Here is a 20,345-nt window from a genome sequence, read left to right on the forward strand (position 1 = left end):
CCCGTTAGCCTGACCACTCCAGTTCATCACCGGCCTGCGACAGGCCAGGAGTGCCGCATCATGCGTCGTCACCGTGGATCTATCAACCCGGGCCTGCTGGCCTGTTTTTGTCTCTCCTCGGTCGCCATGGCGGCAGACGTACCGAGCGTGCATGTCTACAACTGGTACGACTACATCGGGCCGAACACCCTGCATGATTTCCAGCGCGACAGCGGCATCCGGCCGGTGTACGACACCTTCGACAGCGCCGAAGTGCTCGAAGGCAAACTGATGACCAGCCGCAGCGGCTACGACGTTGTCGTGGCGAGCAACTTCAGCCTGCCGACCCTGATCAAGGCCGGCGCCCTCGCCCCATTGCCTCGCGATCAACTGCCAGGCTGGCAGAATCTCGACCCCGAGCTGTTGAAGAAACTCGCGGTCAACGATCCGGGCAATCAATACGCCGTGCCTTACCTGTGGGGCACCAACGGCATCGGCTACAACGTCGACAAAGTTCGCGCCGCGCTGGGTGACAAAGCGCCGGTGGATTCCTGGGAGTTGCTGTTCAACGAAACCAATCTGGCCAAACTGGGCGAGTGCGGCGTGGCGATGCTCGATTCGCCGTCGGAAATGCTGCCGGTCGCCCTGCATTACCTGGGCTTGCCGCCCAACAGCACCAACCCCGAAGACTACAAAAAAGCCGAAGCACTGCTGCTCAAGCTGCGCCCGCACATCGCCTACTTCAACTCCTCGAAGTTCATCAGCGATCTGTCCAACGGCAATATCTGCGTGGCGGTTGGCTGGTCCGGGGCGATGCTCGAAGCCAAGACCAATGCCGAGCAGGCCAACAACGGCGTAAAGATCGCCTACAGCCTGCCCAAGGAAGGCGCGCCGGTGTGGTTCGACACTCTGGTGCTGCTCAAGGACGCCCCCAATCGCGCCCAAGGCCTGGCGTTTATCGATTACCTGCTGCGACCGGAAGTGATCGCGCCGGTCAGTGATCACTTGTCGTACCCGAATGGCAATCGCGCCGCGACAACGCTGGTGGCAGCAGCCACTCGCGACAACCCGGCGGTGTACCCGTCCCCTGCCGCCATGGCCACCCTCTACACCCTCGAACCCTTGCCCAAAGCCGTCGAACGCGTGCGTACGCGGGTGTGGAGCAAGGTCAAGAACGGCCAGTAACCCGCGCAAGAAATCTGCCTGCCTCATCCGAGCGGTAAGCCGCCCGACCTTTTCAATGAAGAGACTGAATGTTATGAATCCGCGTGCCCGTGATCTCGATATCCTGATTGGCCAGATGCAACCTGGCCCGCTCAACGCCATTACCGATGTGCCGGGGGTGCGCGTCGGTCACAGCAATGTACGTGGTCGCAGCAGCAGCGGCCGTGACATCTGCACCGGCGTCACGCTGATCGAGCCGCGCCCCGGCTCGACCAGCCAGCAACCGTGCTTTGCCGGCGTGCATGTACTCAATGGCAACGGTGATGCGACCGGCCTGGAATGGATTCGCGAGGCCGGTCTGCTGACCAGTCCGATTGCCTTTACCAACACCCACAGCCTCGGTGTGGTGCGGGATGCGCTGATTGTGCTGGACCGTGAGCAACAGCCGGATGACGGGCGGCTTTACTGGAATATGCCGGTGGTGCTGGAGACCTTCGATGGACTGCTCAATGACATCAACGGCTTTCACGTCAAACCCGAGCATGTCGCCCAAGCGCTGAACGGCGCCGTGGATGGGCCGGTGCGCGAAGGTGCGGTGGGCGGTGGCAGCGGCATGATCTGCCATGAATTCAAGGGTGGCATCGGCACCGCATCGCGCCGTTTGAGTGCTGCCCAGGGAGGCTGGACCGTCGGCGCGATCGTGCAGGCCAACCACGGTATTCGCAGTGAATTACGCGTCGATGGTTACCCGGTCGGGCGCTATATGGAACAGAAGGATTCACCGTTCCTGCGGGCAGCGCTGCCGCACCCGGGCATGGGCTCGATCGTCGTCTGCCTGGCGACTGATGCGCCGCTGCTGCCCCATCAATGCACGCGTCTGGCACAGCGTGCCAGCCTGGGCCTGGCGCGTACCGGCGGCGGTAACGAAGACCACAGCGGCGACATCTTCATTGCCTTCGCCACTGGCAATGATCACGTCCCGCCTGCGGCTTACGAGGCTAAACGCGCAGCCACCTGCGACGGTTTGCGCATGGTCAACAACGACCACATCAGCGAGCTGTTTCTGGCCGCGACCGAAGCCGTGGAAGAAGCGATCATCAATGCCCTGCTCGCCAGCAACAGCAGCGAGGGCAACGGTCATTCGGTGCCGGGCCTGGATGGACAGACGCTTCTGGCGGCACTGAAAAAATCCGGTTGGCCGGGATCGCGTCCGGCATAAACCGGCATTGTGCAGGGACGACTGGCGGTACTTGAGTCGTCCATTGCACGCTCCTAGGATGAAGCTAAGCGGTGACTGGATTGATCCGGCGCTGCGTAGGCGTGGGTGTTCTGAACCCCAATCAAGCCCACGCCTTGCTTCACACGCCTCTTGAGCCTCACGGGCTCTACTTCCTCCCCATCAAAGAGCTTTGAGGCTCTTTTTTTGTCTGCGTATTTCAGTCCTCGCCGAGACCTTCGGCACGAATCGAACGCCACGCCGCTTGCGCGAGCACTTGGCGATAGGCGCTCGGGCTGCCTTTGACTCGCCCTGCCAGCCAGGCTCGGCAGTAGCTGTCCGCTTGGCCAATGATCAGCGATGGCAGCAGCTCGGCAGGCAAATCCTGCAGTTCGGCGGCGCGACCCGATTGCGTCAGCCATTGGCGCAGACGCAGGTTGCGCGTCTTGTTGCGCTCGGCCAGCTCGTCCTTGAACGGGCCTTTGGTCACGGCGAACCGCGCGTGGTACTGGAATCGCGCCCACTGCGGCTGTTGCTCGACCCAGTCGACATAGCTGAAGACCAGCGCCTGCACGCCTTCTTCAGTGGTATTGGCCGCGTCCAGATACGCATCACGCAAACGCGCGTGATCCTCCAGCGCGGTGAAAAACAGCGCCGCGACCAGCCCTTCCTTGTTGCCGAAATGGTGATAGATCGCGCCGACGCTGGTGTCGCACTCGGCACGGATCATTTCGATGGTGGTGGCCTCGATCCCCTGTTCATTGAACAGGCTCAGGGCCTTGCGAAAGATATCGCGTTTGAGTTCGGCGCGGCGGCCGGGGTAGCTGCGTTCCAGTAGATCGGCGGTGTCCATGCTGCTCGGGTCCAAAAACGGAGGTTGATAAAGGCGTCACGTGCCCGTGAACAAATCGCGCCTAGGTTGACAGATTTACCGTGAACAGAATACCGTTCCGTTACAGAACATTATTCTGTAACGGAACATCATTCTGCAAACTACCCAGCGAGGCTTCCCATGAGTCAATCTCTCAGCATGTTCAACAGCGTCGGCCCGGATGCATTCAGCAAAATGGCCTGCCAGTTCGCCCCGTACTTCAGCAGCATCAATCCGCTGATTTCCGAGTTGCGTCCGAATGCCGCTACCGTGCAAGTGCCGTTTCGCAAGGAAATCACCAACCACCTCGGCACGGTGCACGCGATCGCCATGTGCAACGCGGCGGAACTGGCCGGCGGAATGATGACCGACGTGTCGATCCCGGCCGGCGCGCGCTGGATTCCCAAAGGCATGACCGTGGAATATCTGGCCAAGGCGAAAACCGACGTCACCGCTGTGGCCAGCGCTGAAGGTGTGGATTGGCAAAGCGATGGCGACAAGATAGTCAACGTCGACATTCACGATTGCGAGGGTAAAAAAGTGTTCACCGCGCGCATCACCATGAACGTCAAGCTCGGTTGAGAAGCAGGCGCAAAAAAGCCCTTGCCGCGGGATGCGCAGCAAGGGCTTTTGATTGGCCGACGATCAGTGCAGGGTCAGGCGCTGACGGACGAATTCTTCTACGTGGCGGCTGGTCTGGTCCAGATGGCGATCGCGTTGTTTTTCCGCATCGAGCATCGCGCGCTTGCCGTTCTTCTGCAGCAGATAGGTGTGAATCTGCTGCACTTCCAGCGAGCGATAGATCGGCGTGGTGTCGATGAACCCGCGCAGGCCGTTGCTGCGGTAATGCCGCGTGCTCATCAGCACCTGCGTTTCGCGCTGGCCGATCACTTCAAAACCCAGTGCCTCGAAATACGGCACCTTGCCAATGCTGCAGGCCAGTTCCGCATGCGGATAGCGCCCGGCCATGTCCGCGAGCATCGCCCGCGCCACACCCTGACGCCGATGACCTTCCCGCACCGCCATGTACGCGACGCTGCACGCCTCCCAATCGCCCTGCACCGGCAGACAGATGAGAAATCCGATGACTCGCTCCGGGTCTTCCTCGTTAGTGGCCACCAGCAATTCCACCTCGGTGCCCTTCTGGCCGTTCAACGCCTCGAGGTAGAGATGCACCTCATAACCCACCGCGTACTGATAAACGTTGTACAGCAGATTGCTCGGGCCGAGGCCGACCGCACTGATGTCGGTCAGGTAATCGACGACCATTTGCAGGATCTGGCTGTTGACGCTTTCCGGGCATGGGGAGGTGTAGCGGGTGATGCGTGGCATGGGCAAACTCCGGCGATAAAAAACGTTGCCGATGATCAGAGCCGTCGACGAACCGCGACATCATACCGTGCCGGATCTATTGAACCGTCACTGTTGTGGCGCCACCACCCTGAATTTGATGTTGATGTCCCTCGACACCACGCTGTCAGCCCACTCCCCTGCGCCGAGGCCGAACTCCTCTCGATTGAGCACCAGCTCACCGTCGAAGATGCCGATGGCGTTGTCCGGTTTCAACTCCACCGGCACCTCGACCTCGCGAGTGATGCCCTTGAGCGTGAGCTGACCGGCGACTTGGTAACGATGCTCGTCCACTTGAGTAAAACGGCTGGACTTGAACACCGCGAGCGGGAATTTCCCGGTGTCGAACCACGCCGGTTTCACCAGTTCGGTATTGGCGTCTTCACTGCCAGCATCGATGCTGGCGAGATCGATATGCAGCATGGTCTGGGCTTTGCCGAGGTCGTCGGTATCGAAGTCCAGCGTCGCCTCGAACTTGCCGAAGGTGCCGTACATTCGCGAGCCCATCTGCTGATAGGTGAAGCTGATCTGGCTGGCGCTGGTGTTGACCCGGTTATATTCAGCCGCCTGCGCACCGACCATGACGCACGATGTAAACGCGGCAACCAGCAGCAATCGCAACGTCATGACATTCTCCTGGCGGCGTGCGTCGTCGAGGGCCTTGGTTGACTTAAGCAAACAACCCGTTGTTATGCCAGCGCCTATATCAACCGCTCTATCTTCTGATGCTTCCACACCAATTTGTAATACAGGGTCTGCAAAATCAGCATCCCCAAATAGGCAACCGGGAACGCCATCCACACACCCTGCAAACCGAACTGCCCGTCGAGCCAGTAAGCCGCCGGCAACTGCACGCCGACCACACAGATAATCGAAATGACCACCGGCACCAGGACGGTGCCGCTGGCACGCATGATCCCGCCGATGATGGCCTGGAAGCCGAACACCAACAGGCTCCAGAGCATGATATGCAGCAGATGCTCGGCCATCGCCCGGGTCGAGTCCTCGGTCAGGAACAGACCCAGCAACCAGTGCGACAACCCATAACCTAAGACAATCAGGCCACCGGTCAGGCACACGTTGATCAAAAGCCCGGTGCGCAGGATCGGCCCCATTCGTTGCAGATCCCCAGCGCCGATCGCCTGAGCACCGAGGATCGACGCGGTGATCGCAATCGACAGCGCCGGAAACTGCACATAATTGACGATCTGCGTTACTGCGCCATAGGCCGCTGTCGCTTGCGAGCCGTGCTGATTGACCAGTGCCAGGATCACCAGCTCCGATAACGACAGCACGATCATCTGTACTCCGGTGGGCAGGCCGATGCGCAGGACCTTGCCGAGAATGACCCGATCCAGTCGCAGCGCGGCGAAGAACTCTCGATCCGGCGCCAGCGGATGGCCCTTGCGGATCAGCCGCCAGGCCAGCCACGCCATTGCCGACAGATTCCCCGCCAGCCCGGCATACGCCGCGCTCTGAATGCCCAATGGCGGCAAACCCAGCCAGCCGCGAATCAACGCCGGCGTCAGCGCCAGCCCCACGGCGGTGGAGACGATCAGCGCGAGCAGTGGCGACAGCGTATCGCTGACCCCACGCAGCAATTGGGTGAACAGCACGAATACCAGTAGCGATGGCAGAATCCACAACATGACGTGGGCATAGTCCACCGCATCGTCAAGCACATCCGCCGGCGTGCCCAACCCCGTCAGTGCCTGGCGCGCAAACACCGTGCCCAGCACCGCCGCGACCAAACCGATCAACACACCCAGCAGCAGCGTCGCTCCGGCAATCGCCTTGACCATGTGCGTCTCGCGCGCGCCCCACGCCTGGCCGATCAACACGCCTGCGCCAGCGCCGAGGCCGATGACCAGGGCGATGAAAAAGAACACGACCGGAAACATGCCGGACACTGCCGCCAGCGCTTGAGTGCCGAGCATCTGGCCAATGTAGATGCTGTTGACCGTCCCGGACATCGATTGCAGGAAGTTCGACAGCACCATCGGCGCGAGAAACAGCAGATAGGTTTGCCAGAGCGGTTTGGCGAAGGGGGCGCTATGCATTGAATGGAGGTCCATCTCGATGGCGGCAGGCCTGATTGACGATAGCTTCGGTGAGTTGCGTGCAGCGTGCAATCAACATTTCCAGACGGTGTTGATTGTCTGTTTTGCATTTGTGTAAATGCCGTGCATCGCTTTGTGTCAGTGTTGCGGCTGTGGTAAATCAGCGACTCTGTCGACACGTACTATTGAGGCTCGGTTCATGCGTAACGTTGCAAATTTTCTGCTTGGCTCCCTTCTCGCTCTGTCGGCCGCCTACACTCAGGCAGCCGCACCCGCAGCGGCGCCTGCTTCGTTGAAACCGCTACTGGCCACTTTAAATGAACGCCTGAGCATCGGTGATCTGGTTGCGTTGACCAAATGGGACAGCGGCAAGCCTATTCAGGACAGCCCGCGTGAGGCGCAGGTCATCGCCAATGCCCGAACTCTGGCCACCGAACACAAAGTCGATCCGGACGACGTCGCGCAACTGATCGCCGCACAAATGGAAGCGAACAAACTGGTGCAATACGGTCTGCTCGCGCAATGGCAAGCGGCAGGTGCTGCACCGGACACACCGCGTCCGGATCTGGGCAAACAGATCCGCCCGCGCCTGGATGAACTGCAAAAGCGCTTGTTGCAGCAGTACGCCGCCTTCGCGCCCTATCGCCAGGATCCGAATTGCCCGGCATGGCTGGCCGATGTCCGCAACGGTCTGGCCGCCGATTCGCTGCATGACCTGGCGCTGATTCGTGCCAGCGGCGAGTTGTGCATCCGCGCGAAAGCGCTCTGAATCACCGCTCCTGGCAAACATCATCGGCGTCGATGTTCACCATCATGTCAATGAAGTTCTCATAAAAACTGCGCGGCGTAACATCGGTTCCAGACAAACAAACAACTTTCTGGAGCACACGATCATGAAACGCCAAACCCTTCTCGGCATCGCTTTCTCGGTTTTCGCAATTAACGCTTTTGCAGTAACGCCTGCTCACACCCTGGTCGCTGAAGGCGGCTCGGACAAGCTGATCGAAAGCCGTCTGGCTGAAGGTGGTTCAGATCGTCTGATCGAACGCCGCGTTGCCGAAGGTGGTTCGGATCGTCTGCTCGAACGCCGCGTTGCCGAAGGTGGTTCGGATCGTCTGATCGAACGCCGCGTTGCCGAAGGTGGTTCTGATCGCTTGATCGAACGCCGTGTTGCCGAGGGTGGTTCTGATCGCTTGATCGAACGCCGTGTTGCCGAGGGTGGCTCGGATCGTCTGCTCGAACGCCGCGTTGCTGAAGGTGGCTCTGATCGTCTGATCGAACGCCGCGTCGCTGAAGGTGGCTCTGATCGTCTGATCCAGCGCCGCGTCGCTGAAGGTGGCTCTGATCGTCTGATCGAACGCCGCGTTGCATGAATCTACTGCATGACCGCGCAACACCCATGAAAAAGCCCGGCCTGATCAGTCGGGCTTTTTTGCATTCAGCCGTCGCTTATTGCGCGGTTTTCAGCTTGACCACGTCACCGGAGATGGTGGTGGTGTAGCCGGTCAGAACCCAGGCCCAAAACCAGTTTTCCTGAACCTGCGTGTTGATCATTGCATCGCCGCCCTTGGCTTGGATGGCCGCGTTTTGCGCGCGCACAAATCGGCTGTTCTGGCGGATCGGGATAATGCCAAACAGCAGCAGGCCGGTGGCCGATGCTTCGCTGTGGCCAACCACGGTGTATTGGTTGCTGTCGTAATGGGCGGTTTTCATCGGGGCGCCGGTGCAACCTGCCAGAACCACACCGAACAGTGCGGCGGCGACTACTTTGCTGAGGTATTTCACAGTAAAACTCCATGGGGAAACGCCCGGGATCCGTCTCTCGGGCGGCGCGCATTCTAAACAAAATGATGGCTCATTGGCATCAATCTTCTTTGTATTTACTTGAACCCGTTCGCTGGCCCGCCGTCGGCGATGTCGCATACCATGGCGCCACTTCAATAAAGACAGACACCCGCCTCCATGTTCAAAGCCAGTCTGCGTAGCCATCTCACCCTGTGGTTCGGCGGTTTGTCCCTGCTGACGTTATTGAGCGTCGGCTTTTATGTCGGTCACATCGCCACCGAACAAATGAAACAGGCCAGCGGCAACGCGTTGCTGAACACGGCGCGCGCGGCGGCGACGCTATTGGGCGAACAACTGCGCGAACGGCAGCTAGAGGTTTACCTGCTCAGTCGCGCGCCGCATCTGGAGCGCGGTGATCTGGACAATCCAGCCATCCTCAAGTCGATGCAGTTACGCACCCAGGCGCGCGCCGAATATGCGTGGATGGGCGTCACCGACGCCCAGGGCAACGTTCGCCAGGCGGTCAATGATCTGCTGATCGGTCAATCGGTGCAGAAACGCCCATGGTTCCAGATCGGCCTGCGCCGGCAATACACCGGCGATCCCCACGAAGCAGTGTTGCTGGCCAAGTTGTTGCCGGGCCTGCCCAATGGCGAGCCGCTGCGCTTCATCGATTTCGCCGCGCCAATCCACAACGCCGAAGGGCAGGTGATTGGCGTGTTGGGCGCACATGCACACTGGAGTTGGGTGACGCGCATCGTCGAGTCGGCAGCGTTTTCCCACAAAAACTCGGCGCCGGATATCCAGGCGCTGATTGTCGACCACGATGGCAAGGTGCTCTACCCCGAAGCGCTGATGGGCCAACAACTGGCGATCGGCGATTCGGTATTGCCGGGCTGGACAGCGGCCAACGGTTACCTGACCAGCATGGTCACCGTGCCGACGCCATCGGGCACGGCGCTGTCATGGTCGATCGCCATTCGCCAGCCATTGGAGACTGCGCTGCAACCGGCGCGCACGCTGCAATATGAACTGTTGATACTCGGCGTTTTCGCCGCCATCGTTTTCGGTCTCGTGGCTTATTATCTGGCGCTGTACCTGAGCCGGCCGATCGAACAACTGGCACGCTCGGCCAAACAAGTGCAAAACAACCAGGCCGGCGCACAGTTCCAGCTCCAGCATCCGGTGCTGGAAATCGCCCAGCTCGGCCAGTCCATCGACGCAATGACGCAGTCACTGCTCGGCAAGGAGCGCGAACTGCAAGAAGCCAACGCGTCGCTGGAAGCCACCGTGGCGCAACGCACCGCCGCACTCACCGAGGCCAACGCCGAGCTGCTGAGCCTGGCCACTCACGACGGCCTGACCGGCGTTTACAACCGCCGCCGGTTTGACGAAAAAATCACCGAGTATTCGCTGCTGTCCCGACGCACCGGACGCCCGTTTGCCCTGCTGCTGATCGATGCCGACCACTTCAAACGCATCAATGACAGCCACGGCCACGCGGTCGGTGACGAGGTCCTGCAACAACTGGCGACCTTGATCCAGAACAGCGTACGCAGCACCGATTTCGTCGCCCGCTACGGCGGCGAAGAGTTCGCCGTACTGCTGCCGGAAGTCGCGCAACCCGACACCCCGGAAGTCGTTGCCGAAAAGATTCGCGTAGCGGTGGCCGAAGCGCAGTTTCCCGGCGTCGGCAACGTCACGGTGAGTATCGGTCTCGCCCTGGCAGATCCGGCCGACAACAACCACACCGCCCTGATCAAACGCGCCGATCAGCAGCTGTATCAGGCGAAAGCTGCGGGGCGCAATCAGGTTGCGTTTCATGCCCACTGACACCGACGTATATCAACCAGAAACAGGTCGGCCCGCAGCCGCCATCGCTGGCAAGCCAGCTCCCACAGGGATGGGGTAAAAGCGGAAATTTGGGTCGGCCGGAGAACCGCTTTCGCGAGCAGGCTCGCTCCCACAGAAAAGCAAAGCAGCGAAGCCGCCCCACTCAACAATGAGCGTTAGCTCGAGTGCTTTTGATCTTGATCCACCGGCGACGTCGGAAGGCTGAGCGAAGGGATTGATCCGGGCGTGGGAGCGCAGCGACCGTTCGACGCAGTCGAACACAGCGGAAGGAGGTGCAGCGAAGCAAACCGTAGCCGCTGCGCCCGGATCAGTCCCGCAGCGAAGGAACCCGAGCCTGCGAGGGCCGAACGCAGGAGCAAGCGTTTTTTTGCTTACTTTTTTTAGGCGTTTGTAAAAAAAGTGAGTCGCCGTAAGGGCGAAACCCTAAGCAGCCGTTACCGCAGCAATGGATATGTACTGAGTTAGCCGGAAAACCATCGCCCGACTAGGGCTCGGCACTGAACATCTGCAGATAAGCCAACAAATTATTCAACTTCTCCTCATCACTCAGCCCCCAGAAAATCATCCGCGTCCCCGGCACCACACCTTTCGGATCCTCGAGATAAGCCTTCAACGTCGCCCGATCCCAGGTAATCCCCGAGTTCTTCATCGCATCGGAATAAACATAATTGGCCGAAGTCCCCGCAGCCCGGCCAATGATGCCGTTCAACTGCGGACCAAACCCCGAACGAGCCGACTCGCCAACCTGATGGCAACCGCCGCACAGACGCGGGAAGATTTTCGCCCCGGCCTCAGGATCGCCCTCAGCCTGTGCACTGGCGCTGAAGATCAAGGCGAGAAACAGTGTCGTGGTGAATTTCATTGAACAGTCCAAACCTGACTTTGCATGGCGTGGGCGCAGTTTACAGATAAGCGCCGATGATCGTTCTGACGGTGATCAACGCCTGACGCAACACGTGCATGTCCACCGAGCCGAGAGCCAGACGAATCGCATGGGGCGTAGGGGCCGACAGCGAAAACGGCTCGGCGCTGGTGACGGAAATCTGCTGCTGCATCAACTCGACCACGATCTGATCGGCACGCACATCTTCGGGCAGCGGCAGCCACAGAAAATACGAAGCCGGATGAGCAATGTAGCGCAGCCCTTTCAGCACCTCGGCGGCCAAGGCCTGTCGCGCCGTAGCATCACGACGTTTCTGCGCCTCAAGCACGGTGACGGTGCCATCGTCGAGCCAGCCGCACGCGATGGCGGTCATCACCCCAGGCGTGTTCCATGTCGTCGCACGAACGATTCGCTCCAGTGCGGGCACTTGAAGCAGCGGCGCGGCAATGAAGCCGACCCGCAATCCGGTGGCGATGTTTTTCGACAGGCCCGATACGTAAAACGTCCGTTCCGGTGCCAGTTCAATCAACGGACATGGCGGGTTTTCGACCAGAAACGCGTAGGCAGCGTCTTCAATGATTGTCAGATCGTGCCGCCGGGCAATCGCCACCAATTGCTCGCGCTGTTCCAGTGGCATGACCCAGCCCAGCGGGTTGTGCAGCGTCGGCATGCTGTATACGGCGCGCACTGCACGCTGGCGGCAGAGTCTGTCCAGTGCCGGCAAATCCGGGCCGTGCTCCGTCATCGGGATCGCCAGCACTTCCAGATGCAGCGCGTCGGCCAGCACCTTGAATCCCGAATAGGTCAGCGCATCGGCGGCGATCACATCGCCGGGTTTGAGCAGGGCCATCAGCGTCACCGCCAAACCTTGCTGAGCGCCATTGACGACCAGCACTTGGTCGGCTTCAACCGCCACGCCGCGTGTCGACAAATGTCGCGCCACCGAGGCGCGTTCGTGGGCACGTCCGGCGTGGGGTTGATAACGCAGCAGTGCTTCCAGATCACCGCACAACGCCAGTTGGCGCAACGCCGTGCGCAACAGTTCAGCCTGACCTGGCAACGAGGGATAGTTGAAATTCAGGTCGATCATGCCGACCGCCACGTCTTTCTGATCGATGCCCTGCCCCGGCGCCAGCGACGTTTCCCGAACAAACGTGCCGCGTCCGGCTTCGCCACTGACCAGGCCCATCGCTTCAAGCTCCGCATAAACCCGTGAAGCGGTAACCAGCGCCAGACCTTCCTGGCTCGCCAGCTGCCGATGCGTTGGCAGTCGCGTGCCCGGCGCCAATCGTCCGCCACGAATGTCTGCCGCATAGCGATCAACCAGGGTCTTGTAACGGGAACGCGGCATGTCGGCTGTATCCATGACAATTTTTTGATTGTGCTGATTCTCCGCCCTAGGATCACGGCGACACAAGCCAATTTTTGAGCGCGACCGACATGCACACAACATCGACCGCGGCCCACCCGGCACTGGAAAAAACCAGTGGCTGGATCAACGGTTTTATCGGCGTGCTGATTTTCAGCGGTTCGCTGCCGGCCACACGTTTGGCGGTGCTGGAATTCGATCCGGTGTTTCTGACCGTGGTGCGAGCAGCGATCGCCGGCGCACTGGCCGTCGGACTTCTGCTGTTGTTCAAACAGCGGCGACCGGCGCATCATCAGTGGCTGTCGCTGTTGATCGTGGCGCTGGGCGTGGTGTTGGGTTTTCCGCTGCTGACTGCGTTGGCATTGCAGCACGTAACGTCAGCGCATTCGATTGTGTTTGTAGGATTGCTGCCGCTGGCCACGGCGATATTTGCCGTGTTGCGTGGCGGTGAGCGGCCACGGCCGGTGTTCTGGATCTTCTCGATCCTGGGCAGTGCGCTGGTGGTGGGCTTTGCCCTGTCCCAAGGCTTGAGCGCCTCGCCCACCGGGGATCTGCTGATGCTCGCGGCGATCCTGGCCTGCGGCCTCGGTTACGCCGAAGGCGCGAAACTGTCGCGCAGCCTCGGCGGCTGGCAGGTGATCTGCTGGGCGCTGCTGTTGTCATTACCGCTGATGGCGCTGCTGAGCCTGTGGCTGGCGCCCGCCTCGTTTGCCAACATCAGCGTGTCGGCGTGGCTGTGCCTGGGATATGTGTCGTTGTTCAGCATGCTGATCGGCTTCGTGTTCTGGTACCGCGGCCTGGCTCAGGGCGGGATCGCCGCGGTCGGGCAGCTGCAGCTGCTGCAACCGTTTTTTGGTCTGGCACTGGCGGCGACATTGCTGCATGAGCAGGTCAGTGTCGGCATGCTCGGCGTCACGCTGGGGGTGATTCTTTGCGTGGCCGGAGCGAAAAAATTCTCCAGGTAATGTTCAGTGTTCGGCTTTACATTGCCTTGGACTGAGACCGGTCTTGCGCCGAAACGCCCGGGCCAGCGCCGACGGACTTTCGTATCCAACCTCCTCGGCAATCAATGCAATCGGGCGGCCTTCGCGCAGGCGTTTCTGCGCAAGACTGACGCGCCAGCTCAGCAGGTAATCGGCCGGCGTCTGCCCGACCACGCGGCGAAACTGCTCGGCAAAACCGGCGCGGGACTGGTTCGCCGCTGCCGCGAGATCGGCCACACTCCAAGGCTTGTGCGGCTGCTCGTGGATCAGGTTCAAGGCGCGAGACACGCGCGGATCCGCCAGCCCGGCCATGATGCCCGGTTGCTGATCACGACTGCCGATGAGATGGCGCAGCAGCAGAATCACCAGCAATTCAAACAGGCGATCCATCACCGCCACGCGCCCGCAATGCCCTTCAAAAGCTTCGTTGAACAGCCAGTCAAGGGTGCTGCGCAATTCCGGGATATCGGTGAGTTTCAACACCAGATAGTCCGGTAACGCGGCGGCCAAGGCATTGCCCGAGCCACCGTCGAAGGTCAGCGAGGCGCACACCACTTGGCTGGCCATGGCCTCGTCGGCAAACATCCGGTGAGTGAAAGGCCGGGGAAAGAAAATCAGCGACGGTTCTTCCAGGCGAATTTCCCGCTCGTTGCCCGGTTTGAGCAGCAACGCCCCGGCTTGCAGAACATGCACATGGCCGACCGGTTCGCCTTCGTGAACGCTCACGCCGCAAAACGAGCCGCTATGAAAGGTGCCGGCGTTCACACCGAAATGACTGAGTAATGTGGAAAGGCGATCCATGGCTGACTCCCGAAGGCATATCTGGACGATCTGCCGCATATCCTCGACGATTCGCCGCCAAAGCGCCATTGGCAGCCCCTAAGATCTCTCCATCGCCGCTGCACTTCGCTGCGGAATTTCGGAGAATCACCATGAGCCGCATCCCTGCAATCAGCCTCGACACCGCCACCGATGCCACCCGTCCTGCACTGGAAGGCGTGAAGAAAAAAATCGGTTTCCTGCCCAACGTCTTCACCACCCTCGCCCAGGCGCCGGTTGCATTCGACACTTACCTGCAAGCCTCGGCCATCCTCGGCAAGACCTCATTGAGCGGCAAAGAGAAAGAAGCCATCTACCTCGCCACTTCGCAGGTCAACGGTTGCGACTATTGCCTGTCCGCACATACCGTGTTTGCCGGCAAAGCCGGGCTGTCGGCGGAGGACATCATCGCGGCACGTCACGGCGAACTGAATGCCTACGCCGCCCTCGCCCGCCAACTGACCGAAACCCGTGGCCACTTGAGCGATGAACAGTTGGCCGCTGCCCGCGCTGCCGGTATTGATGACCGCAAGATCATCGAAGTGATTGCCCTGGTGGCCGTGCAGACATTGACCAACTACCTGAACAACACGGCGCTGACCGACATTGACTTCCCGGCCGTCGAGGCCTGAGCAGTCGCTCACGATCCGAAGATAAAACCGGTGGCGAAAAGGCGCTCTTTTCGCCACCGCTGTTTTTTGCTGCCATGATGTACGTCAGAATAATTCGCAGCGCAAACAGTGTCTGGTGCGCTGAAACCAAACAGCCTGTGCGCAGGTCTTTGTTCTCAGACAAATGCCCCGGAAAGACACGAACCCCATGACAGACTGGTTGCAAGACAACGGCGAGATGGCCGGGCAGATCCGCCGTCACGACTGGGCGAATTCGCCCCTCGGCCCGTTGGAAAACTGGCCCGATGTACTCAAGACCACTGTCTCGCTCAGTCTCGCCTCGCATTTCCCTCAGGCGATCGTCTGGGGCCCGCAACTCATCACTCTCTATAACGACGCCTTCGTACCGATTCTCGGCGACAAGCCGCACGCGTTGGGACGCCCTTTCAGCGACATCTGGAAGGAAGCCTGGCACGAGATCAGCCCGATTGCTGAGGCCGCGTACGCCGGCCAGGCCACCTACATCGAAAACTTTGCTCTGCAGATCGAACGCGGCAAAGGCCCGGAGCAGGCGTTCTTCACTTTTTGCTATAGCCCGATTCGTGATTCCCACGGCAATGTCGTCGGCATGATCGACACCGTCACCGAGACCACCCAGACCGTTTATCTCAACCGACGCCTGGCGGTCCTCGATGCCATCGGCGAAGCGGTGACCAATGCCACGGATGCGCAAGCAATCCTGGCGGCAAGCACGCGGCTGATGGTCGAGCAACTGCGTCTGTCCAATTGCGCCTACGCCGACATGGATGCCGACGAAGATGGTTTCACCATTCGCGGCGACTATGCAGCGCCGGGTTCGCCGAGCATCGTCGGCCACTACCATTTGCGCGATTTCGGCGAGAAAGCCGTACGCCTTCTGCGCGCGGGTCAACCGTTGGTGATCCACGACAACCGCAGCGAATTGCCGCCGGAAGAATCAGCGACCTTTCAGGGCATAGGCATCACCGCCACCATTTGCGTGCCGCTGATCAAGCAAGGCCGTCTTACCGCGTTAATGGCCATTCACGACAAAGTGCCGCGTGTCTGGTCGAGCTTCGAACAGGCGCTGCTCAGCGAAGTCACCGAACGTTGCTGGGCGCACATCGAGCGAGTGCGCGCCGACGCCAACGTGCGCGAGGGCCTGCTTGCATTGGCTGAACTCAATGCCACGCTGGAGCAACGGGTCGAAGAGCGCAGCCTGCGTCTGGCCCAGGCCGAGTCGGCGTTGCGCCAGTCGCAGAAGCTCGAAGCCATCGGCCAATTGACCGGCGGCGTCGCCCATGACTTCAACAATTTGCTGACGATCATTCGTTCGTCGGTGGATTTTCTGCGCCAGCCCAACCTGCCGGAAGAACGCCGCCAACGCTACATGCGCGCGGTGTCCGACACCGTCGAGCGGGCCTCCAAGCTGACCAGCCAGTTGCTCGCCTTCGCCCGCCGTCAGCCGCTCAATCCGCAGGTAGTCGACGCCGGCGAACGTTTGGCCAACATCGGCGAAATGCTCGAATCGGTCACCGGCGCGCAGATTCACGTGTGCGTCGAGCGCCCGGATCACCCCTGCTACATCCGCGTCGATCTCAGTCAGTTCGAAACTGCATTGATCAACATCGCCCTGAACGCTCGCGACGCCATGAATGGTCAGGGTGAGCTGAAATTGCGCCTGGAGTGCCATAAAGCGCTGCCGCCGATTCGCGGCCACGCTGGGTCGAGCAGCCATTTCGTGTCGATTGCCCTGGCCGACACCGGTGCCGGCATCGACGCACACACCCTCGAACACATCTTCGAGCCGTTCTTTACCACCAAGGCTGTCGGCAAAGGCACGGGTCTGGGGCTGTCGCAGGTGTTCGGCTTCGCCAAGCAATCGGGCGGCAACGTCGATGTCTCCAGCGTCCTTGGCCAAGGCACCGAGTTCACCTTGTATTTGCCGCAAGTGCCGGCGATCGAGGCAGAAGAGGATGAGGCAGAGGACAATGGCGAGGTGCAGCCGGCGTGCGAAAAACGCCGGGTACTGGTGGTAGAAGACAATCTCGACGTCGGCCGTTTCGCCAATCAGATCCTCCAGGATCTGGGCTATGAAACCGCGTGGGCGACCAACGCTGAAGAAGCCCTGCAGTTGGCCGGTAGCGATGCCAGCGCGTTCGATGCGGTGTTTTCCGACGTAGTCATGCCGGGCATCACCGGCGTCGCGCTCGCCAAAGAACTGCGCCAGCGCCGCCCCGATCTGCCGGTGATTCTGACCTCCGGCTACAGCGAAGAACTGGCGCGCAGCGGGTACGAAGGTTTTGAATTTCTCGCCAAGCCCTACTCCGCCGAACAGGTCTCGCGGATTCTCGGCAAGACCTGGCTCAAGGACGCAAAACCAGCGGCGTCAGTCGTGATCGACGCCGGCGCGCTTGAGTAATTTCTTGCAGCGTTCCGACAGATGAAACACCTGTAGATGCTTGCCCGCCTTGGCGTAGCGTTCACGCAGGGTTTTCAATGCGGCGATCGCCGAGTAATCGACAAAGCTCAGGTGTCGGCAGTCGAGAGTGACTTTGGCCGGGTCGTTGGCCGGGTCGAACTGATTGAGAAACGGCGTGGTCGAGGCAAAGAACAGCGTGCCGTGCAGGCGATAGAGCTTGCTGCCATCGGCTTCAAGATGTTCATCGGCATACAGTTCGCGGGCCTGCTGCCAGGCGAAGTTGAGCGCGGCGATGACGATCCCGCATAGCACGGCCGTGGCCAGATCGGTGAACACGGTGATGGTGGTCACCGCGATGATCACCAGCACATCGTGCAGCGGCACCTTGTTTATCACCCGCAACGACGCCCAGGCGAAGGTCTGCTGCGACACCACGAACATCACCCCCACCAGCGCGGCGAGCGGAATCCGCTCGATCAGCGGTGACAGAAACAGAATGAACAACAGAATCAGCACACCGGCAACCACGCCGGACAAGCGCCCGCGCCCGCCGGAGCTGAGATTGATCACTGTCTGCCCGATCATCGCGCAACCGCCCATGCCTCCGAACGCCCCGGACACCATGTTCGCCGCGCCGAGCGCCACGCACTCGCGATCCGGGTAGCCACGGGTCTCGGTGATTTCGTCGGTCAGGTTCAGCGTCAGCAGGGTTTCCAGCAGGCCGACCATCGCCATCAGGATCGCGTACGGGGCGATGATGCGCAGCGTTTCCAGGCTCCACGGAATGTCCGGCATGGCGAAAGTCGGCAGACCGCCGGCAATGTGCGCCATGTCGCCGAGGGTACGGGTCGGCAGCCCGAACAGGTAGACCAGCAGGCCGACACCAAGGATCGCCACCAGGGCCGGCGGTACCGCTTTGGTCAGGCGCGGCAGGATGTAAACGATGGCCATGGTCAGCAGCACCAGCCCGGACATCAGATACAGCGGCGTACCGCTGAGCCAGTGCTCGCCGCTTTTGAAGTGCTCGAGTTGCGCCAGGGCAATGATGATCGCCAGGCCGTTGACGAAACCGAGCATCACCGGATGCGGCACCATGCGCACCAGTTTGCCCAAGCGCAACAGCCCGAACGCCATCATGATCAGGCCGCCGAGCAGCACCGTTGCCAGCAGATATTGCACGCCGTGTTGCACCACCAGCGCGACGATCACCACCGCCATCGAACCCGCCGCACCGGAAACCATGCCCGGTCGGCCGCCAAACAACGCCGTCAGCGTGCAAATGATGAACGCGCCGTACAGGCCCATCAGCGGATTGAGATGCGCGACCAGCGCGAAAGCAATGCATTCGGGCAACAGGGCGAACGAGGTGGTGAGTCCGGCGAGGACATCGGCGCGCAGACGAATCGGTTTCATGGCTTACCTGACTGAGCGGCCGCTGGGCACGGCTGCTGTTTTCGCAAAAAAAGAGGGAGGCGAATGGTACGGAATTGTTCGGCCTCGGGCCAGTGAAACGCTGACATGGGGTGGCGCGGGCCTTATCCTTGCAGGCCTGTCCATCGAATCGAGTCGCAGCATGTCAGCGTATTTGTCCGCCCGGGATGTGTGTCAGCGTCTGCGCGAAGCTGCGCTGGGCGTGCTTGCGTTCGAAGTCTGCGGGGTAATGTCCGAGTCCGGGCTGATTGCCGTTGATATCGAGGGCTGGCTTGTGCTGCTGGACTTCGCCGACGGACATTTGCATCACTGTGAATACGCGCGCAACTGCGCCGGGGACGAAGCGACGCTCAACACGTGGCAGCGTTATGGCACGGACCCGGTGAGTCTGCTCAGCACATGGGAACTGGCGCAGATCGAGCGGTTATTGCGTGAGGCGGATGGAGTTGTGGCTCAGGGCATCATTTCCAGAACCAGAGACGACTGACTTTCGTGCATGCGGTCATACCAGCCCTGCAGCACATCGGGCAGCCGCTTCTTCCACTTCGCCACGTTGGTGTAGTACCGCAGATGTTCATGGCTCTGGTCATCGTAGCTTTTGAAGATCAGCCAGACCTGTGCGTCGGCAGCACTCATCAGGATGCCGATACCACCCAGACCGCGCATCCACATTTCTACCACCTGAGCATCAGGCAAATCTCTTGAGGCCTCGCCGACCTGCAACGAACCGGAGGTTTCCACCAGTTTCTGGTAGTCGGTCTTGAGCAGCGAACGCAGTGCCTGATCTTCTGCGGACGTGCGAGCCAGACCCAGGCTGAGCAGATCGTAATTCAGCGTCAGCGGTTGTTCGGAGGCGACATACCGACCGGCGTAATACACGCCCATGCCGCCGCCGCAGTCGGAGTCCGCACCGGTTTGCGTGACGTTCAGTACGCCATTGATGGGCGTGAAGGCGAGTTTGCAGGCGTCCTCGGCGTACACGGCTGTTCCATCCTTGAGTATGGCAACGCCGGTCAAGTCTCCGGAATTGGCGCCCTCGCCTGCTGATATATCGATGGCGATATGCGTGGCATCACGACGTTGGGTAACGACGGTCGCCGATGTCGAGGTGCCGCGCGGAATCAGTTGCCAAGTGGCATCCCAACTGAAGGGCTGAACCGCGTGCTCGAGCTCAGTGACGCGCATCAGGTATTCGCGCCGCAGACACGCGCTGAGGGCACCGCAGGCGTTGCGGTTTTTCAGCCACTGACGCTGGTCGGTTTTCAGGGTTTTGGGATCGACAACTTTGCCCAGCGTGGTCCGCCATTGCTCGGCGAGTTTGTCGTCGAGGGTCGAGAGGTAGGGATCAGTGCAGATGGCTTTTTCGGTTTTGCCGGAGGCGTCGGTGCAATCGAAACTGCTGGCATGGGCGGTGCAGGCAAGGACGAGAGATGTCAGCGCCAAGGCGTGACGCAGGGAGATAGCGAACATCGAGAGATTCCATTCTTCGGATGGCGGGGATTATGCCAGTGCCGCTGCTGTAAATCGCCT

At 60.6% G+C, this 20,345-nt stretch carries 20 protein-coding genes; 10 read left to right on the top strand and 10 right to left on the bottom strand.

The genetic code is table 11. From position 1 onward, the window contains the following. Nucleotides 1–60: 60 nt before the first annotated feature. Nucleotides 61–1,164: a polyamine ABC transporter substrate-binding protein gene (locus tag HU724_RS17770; protein WP_186566461.1), complete on the top strand. Its 1,104-nt coding sequence runs from the start codon at nt 61–63 to the stop codon at nt 1,162–1,164. 73 nt (nt 1,165–1,237) lie between these two features. Continuing rightward, nucleotides 1,238–2,362, top strand: a complete 1,125-nt coding sequence (locus tag HU724_RS17775) for a DmpA family aminopeptidase (RefSeq protein WP_186566459.1) — start codon at nt 1,238–1,240, stop codon at nt 2,360–2,362. Nucleotides 2,363–2,579: 217 nt separating this feature from the next. Here HU724_RS17775 and HU724_RS17780 read toward each other — a convergent pair whose 3' ends face one another. Further along, complete coding sequence (locus tag HU724_RS17780; protein ID WP_186566457.1) at nt 2,580–3,212, bottom strand: TetR/AcrR family transcriptional regulator; 633 nt, start codon at nt 3,210–3,212, stop codon at nt 2,580–2,582. 159 nt (nt 3,213–3,371) lie between these two features. Here HU724_RS17780 and HU724_RS17785 point away from each other — a divergent pair, with 159 nt between their 5' ends. Beyond that, nucleotides 3,372–3,812: a hotdog fold domain-containing protein gene (locus HU724_RS17785; protein WP_186566455.1), complete on the top strand. Its 441-nt coding sequence runs from the start codon at nt 3,372–3,374 to the stop codon at nt 3,810–3,812. 63 nt (nt 3,813–3,875) lie between these two features. Here the strand turns inward: HU724_RS17785 and HU724_RS17790 are convergent, their stop codons facing one another. The 3 genes from HU724_RS17790 to HU724_RS17800 form a co-directional block, all read right to left on the bottom strand. Continuing rightward, nucleotides 3,876–4,562: a GNAT family N-acetyltransferase gene (locus tag HU724_RS17790; RefSeq protein ID WP_186566453.1), complete on the bottom strand. Its 687-nt coding sequence runs from the start codon at nt 4,560–4,562 to the stop codon at nt 3,876–3,878. A gap of 87 nt (nt 4,563–4,649) precedes the next feature. Continuing rightward, nucleotides 4,650–5,207, bottom strand: coding sequence for a YceI family protein (locus tag HU724_RS17795; protein WP_186566451.1), 558 nt, complete (start codon nt 5,205–5,207; stop codon nt 4,650–4,652). 74 nt (nt 5,208–5,281) lie between these two features. Beyond that, nucleotides 5,282–6,640 carry an MATE family efflux transporter gene (locus tag HU724_RS17800; protein WP_186566449.1) on the bottom strand — a complete coding sequence of 453 codons (1,359 nt, stop codon included), beginning with the start codon at nt 6,638–6,640 and terminating at the stop codon, nt 5,282–5,284. A 199-nt stretch (nt 6,641–6,839) separates the two neighbouring features. On the opposite strand from HU724_RS17800, the gene HU724_RS17805 reads away from it, so the two are divergent. Both HU724_RS17805 and HU724_RS17810 read left to right on the top strand, forming a co-directional pair. Further along, a complete protein-coding gene (locus tag HU724_RS17805; protein WP_186566447.1) occupies nt 6,840–7,409 on the top strand; it encodes a chorismate mutase in 570 nt (189 codons plus the stop codon). A 124-nt stretch (nt 7,410–7,533) separates the two neighbouring features. After that, complete coding sequence (locus HU724_RS17810) at nt 7,534–8,013, top strand: phage infection protein (protein WP_186566445.1); 480 nt, start codon at nt 7,534–7,536, stop codon at nt 8,011–8,013. Between the two features lie 76 nt (nt 8,014–8,089). Here HU724_RS17810 and HU724_RS17815 read toward each other — a convergent pair whose 3' ends face one another. After that, the gene (locus HU724_RS17815; protein ID WP_024013386.1) at nt 8,090–8,425 is read right to left on the bottom strand and encodes a hypothetical protein; all 336 of its coding nucleotides are present in this window, start codon (nt 8,423–8,425) and stop codon (nt 8,090–8,092) included. Between the two features lie 177 nt (nt 8,426–8,602). Here HU724_RS17815 and HU724_RS17820 point away from each other — a divergent pair, with 177 nt between their 5' ends. Continuing rightward, nucleotides 8,603–10,258 (top strand): sensor domain-containing diguanylate cyclase, encoded by a 1,656-nt coding sequence (locus HU724_RS17820; RefSeq protein ID WP_186566443.1) that lies wholly within the window; start codon nt 8,603–8,605, stop codon nt 10,256–10,258. Between the two features lie 505 nt (nt 10,259–10,763). Here the strand turns inward: HU724_RS17820 and HU724_RS17825 are convergent. Both HU724_RS17825 and HU724_RS17830 read right to left on the bottom strand, forming a co-directional pair. Continuing rightward, nucleotides 10,764–11,141: a c-type cytochrome gene (locus tag HU724_RS17825; protein WP_136493722.1), complete on the bottom strand. Its 378-nt coding sequence runs from the start codon at nt 11,139–11,141 to the stop codon at nt 10,764–10,766. 40 nt (nt 11,142–11,181) lie between these two features. Then, nucleotides 11,182–12,513: an aminotransferase-like domain-containing protein gene (locus tag HU724_RS17830; RefSeq protein ID WP_186566441.1), complete on the bottom strand. Its 1,332-nt coding sequence runs from the start codon at nt 12,511–12,513 to the stop codon at nt 11,182–11,184. Between the two features lie 89 nt (nt 12,514–12,602). Here HU724_RS17830 and HU724_RS17835 point away from each other — a divergent pair, with 89 nt between their 5' ends. After that, the gene (locus HU724_RS17835; protein WP_186566439.1) at nt 12,603–13,496 is read left to right on the top strand and encodes a DMT family transporter; all 894 of its coding nucleotides are present in this window, start codon (nt 12,603–12,605) and stop codon (nt 13,494–13,496) included. 3 nt (nt 13,497–13,499) lie between these two features. Here the strand turns inward: HU724_RS17835 and HU724_RS17840 are convergent, their stop codons facing one another. Continuing rightward, nucleotides 13,500–14,315: an AraC family transcriptional regulator gene (locus tag HU724_RS17840; RefSeq protein ID WP_186566437.1), complete on the bottom strand. Its 816-nt coding sequence runs from the start codon at nt 14,313–14,315 to the stop codon at nt 13,500–13,502. 131 nt (nt 14,316–14,446) lie between these two features. Here HU724_RS17840 and HU724_RS17845 point away from each other — a divergent pair, with 131 nt between their 5' ends. Then, the gene (locus HU724_RS17845; RefSeq protein ID WP_123442138.1) at nt 14,447–14,965 is read left to right on the top strand and encodes a carboxymuconolactone decarboxylase family protein; all 519 of its coding nucleotides are present in this window, start codon (nt 14,447–14,449) and stop codon (nt 14,963–14,965) included. 187 nt (nt 14,966–15,152) lie between these two features. Next, on the top strand, nt 15,153–17,384 hold the full coding sequence (locus HU724_RS17850) for a response regulator (RefSeq protein ID WP_186566435.1): 2,232 nt from the start codon (nt 15,153–15,155) through the stop codon (nt 17,382–17,384). Here HU724_RS17850 and HU724_RS17855 read toward each other — a convergent pair. Then, nucleotides 17,352–18,797: a SulP family inorganic anion transporter gene (locus HU724_RS17855; RefSeq protein ID WP_186566433.1), complete on the bottom strand. Its 1,446-nt coding sequence runs from the start codon at nt 18,795–18,797 to the stop codon at nt 17,352–17,354. The genes HU724_RS17850 and HU724_RS17855 overlap by 33 nt on opposite strands. A 160-nt stretch (nt 18,798–18,957) precedes the next feature. Between HU724_RS17855 and HU724_RS17860 the strand changes: the two genes are divergently transcribed. Then, a complete protein-coding gene (locus HU724_RS17860) occupies nt 18,958–19,302 on the top strand; it encodes a DUF7693 family protein (protein WP_186566704.1) in 345 nt (114 codons plus the stop codon). On the opposite strand, the gene HU724_RS17865 is transcribed toward HU724_RS17860, so the two are convergent. Then, nucleotides 19,269–20,285, bottom strand: a complete 1,017-nt coding sequence (locus HU724_RS17865; RefSeq protein ID WP_186566431.1) for a lysozyme inhibitor LprI family protein — start codon at nt 20,283–20,285, stop codon at nt 19,269–19,271. The two genes, HU724_RS17860 and HU724_RS17865, sit on opposite strands and share 34 nt — an antisense overlap. Nucleotides 20,286–20,345 lie beyond the last annotated feature (60 nt).

The organism is Pseudomonas iranensis, from assembly GCF_014268585.2.
In the GTDB taxonomy this organism is placed as follows: Bacteria; Pseudomonadota; Gammaproteobacteria; order Pseudomonadales; family Pseudomonadaceae; genus Aquipseudomonas; species Aquipseudomonas iranensis.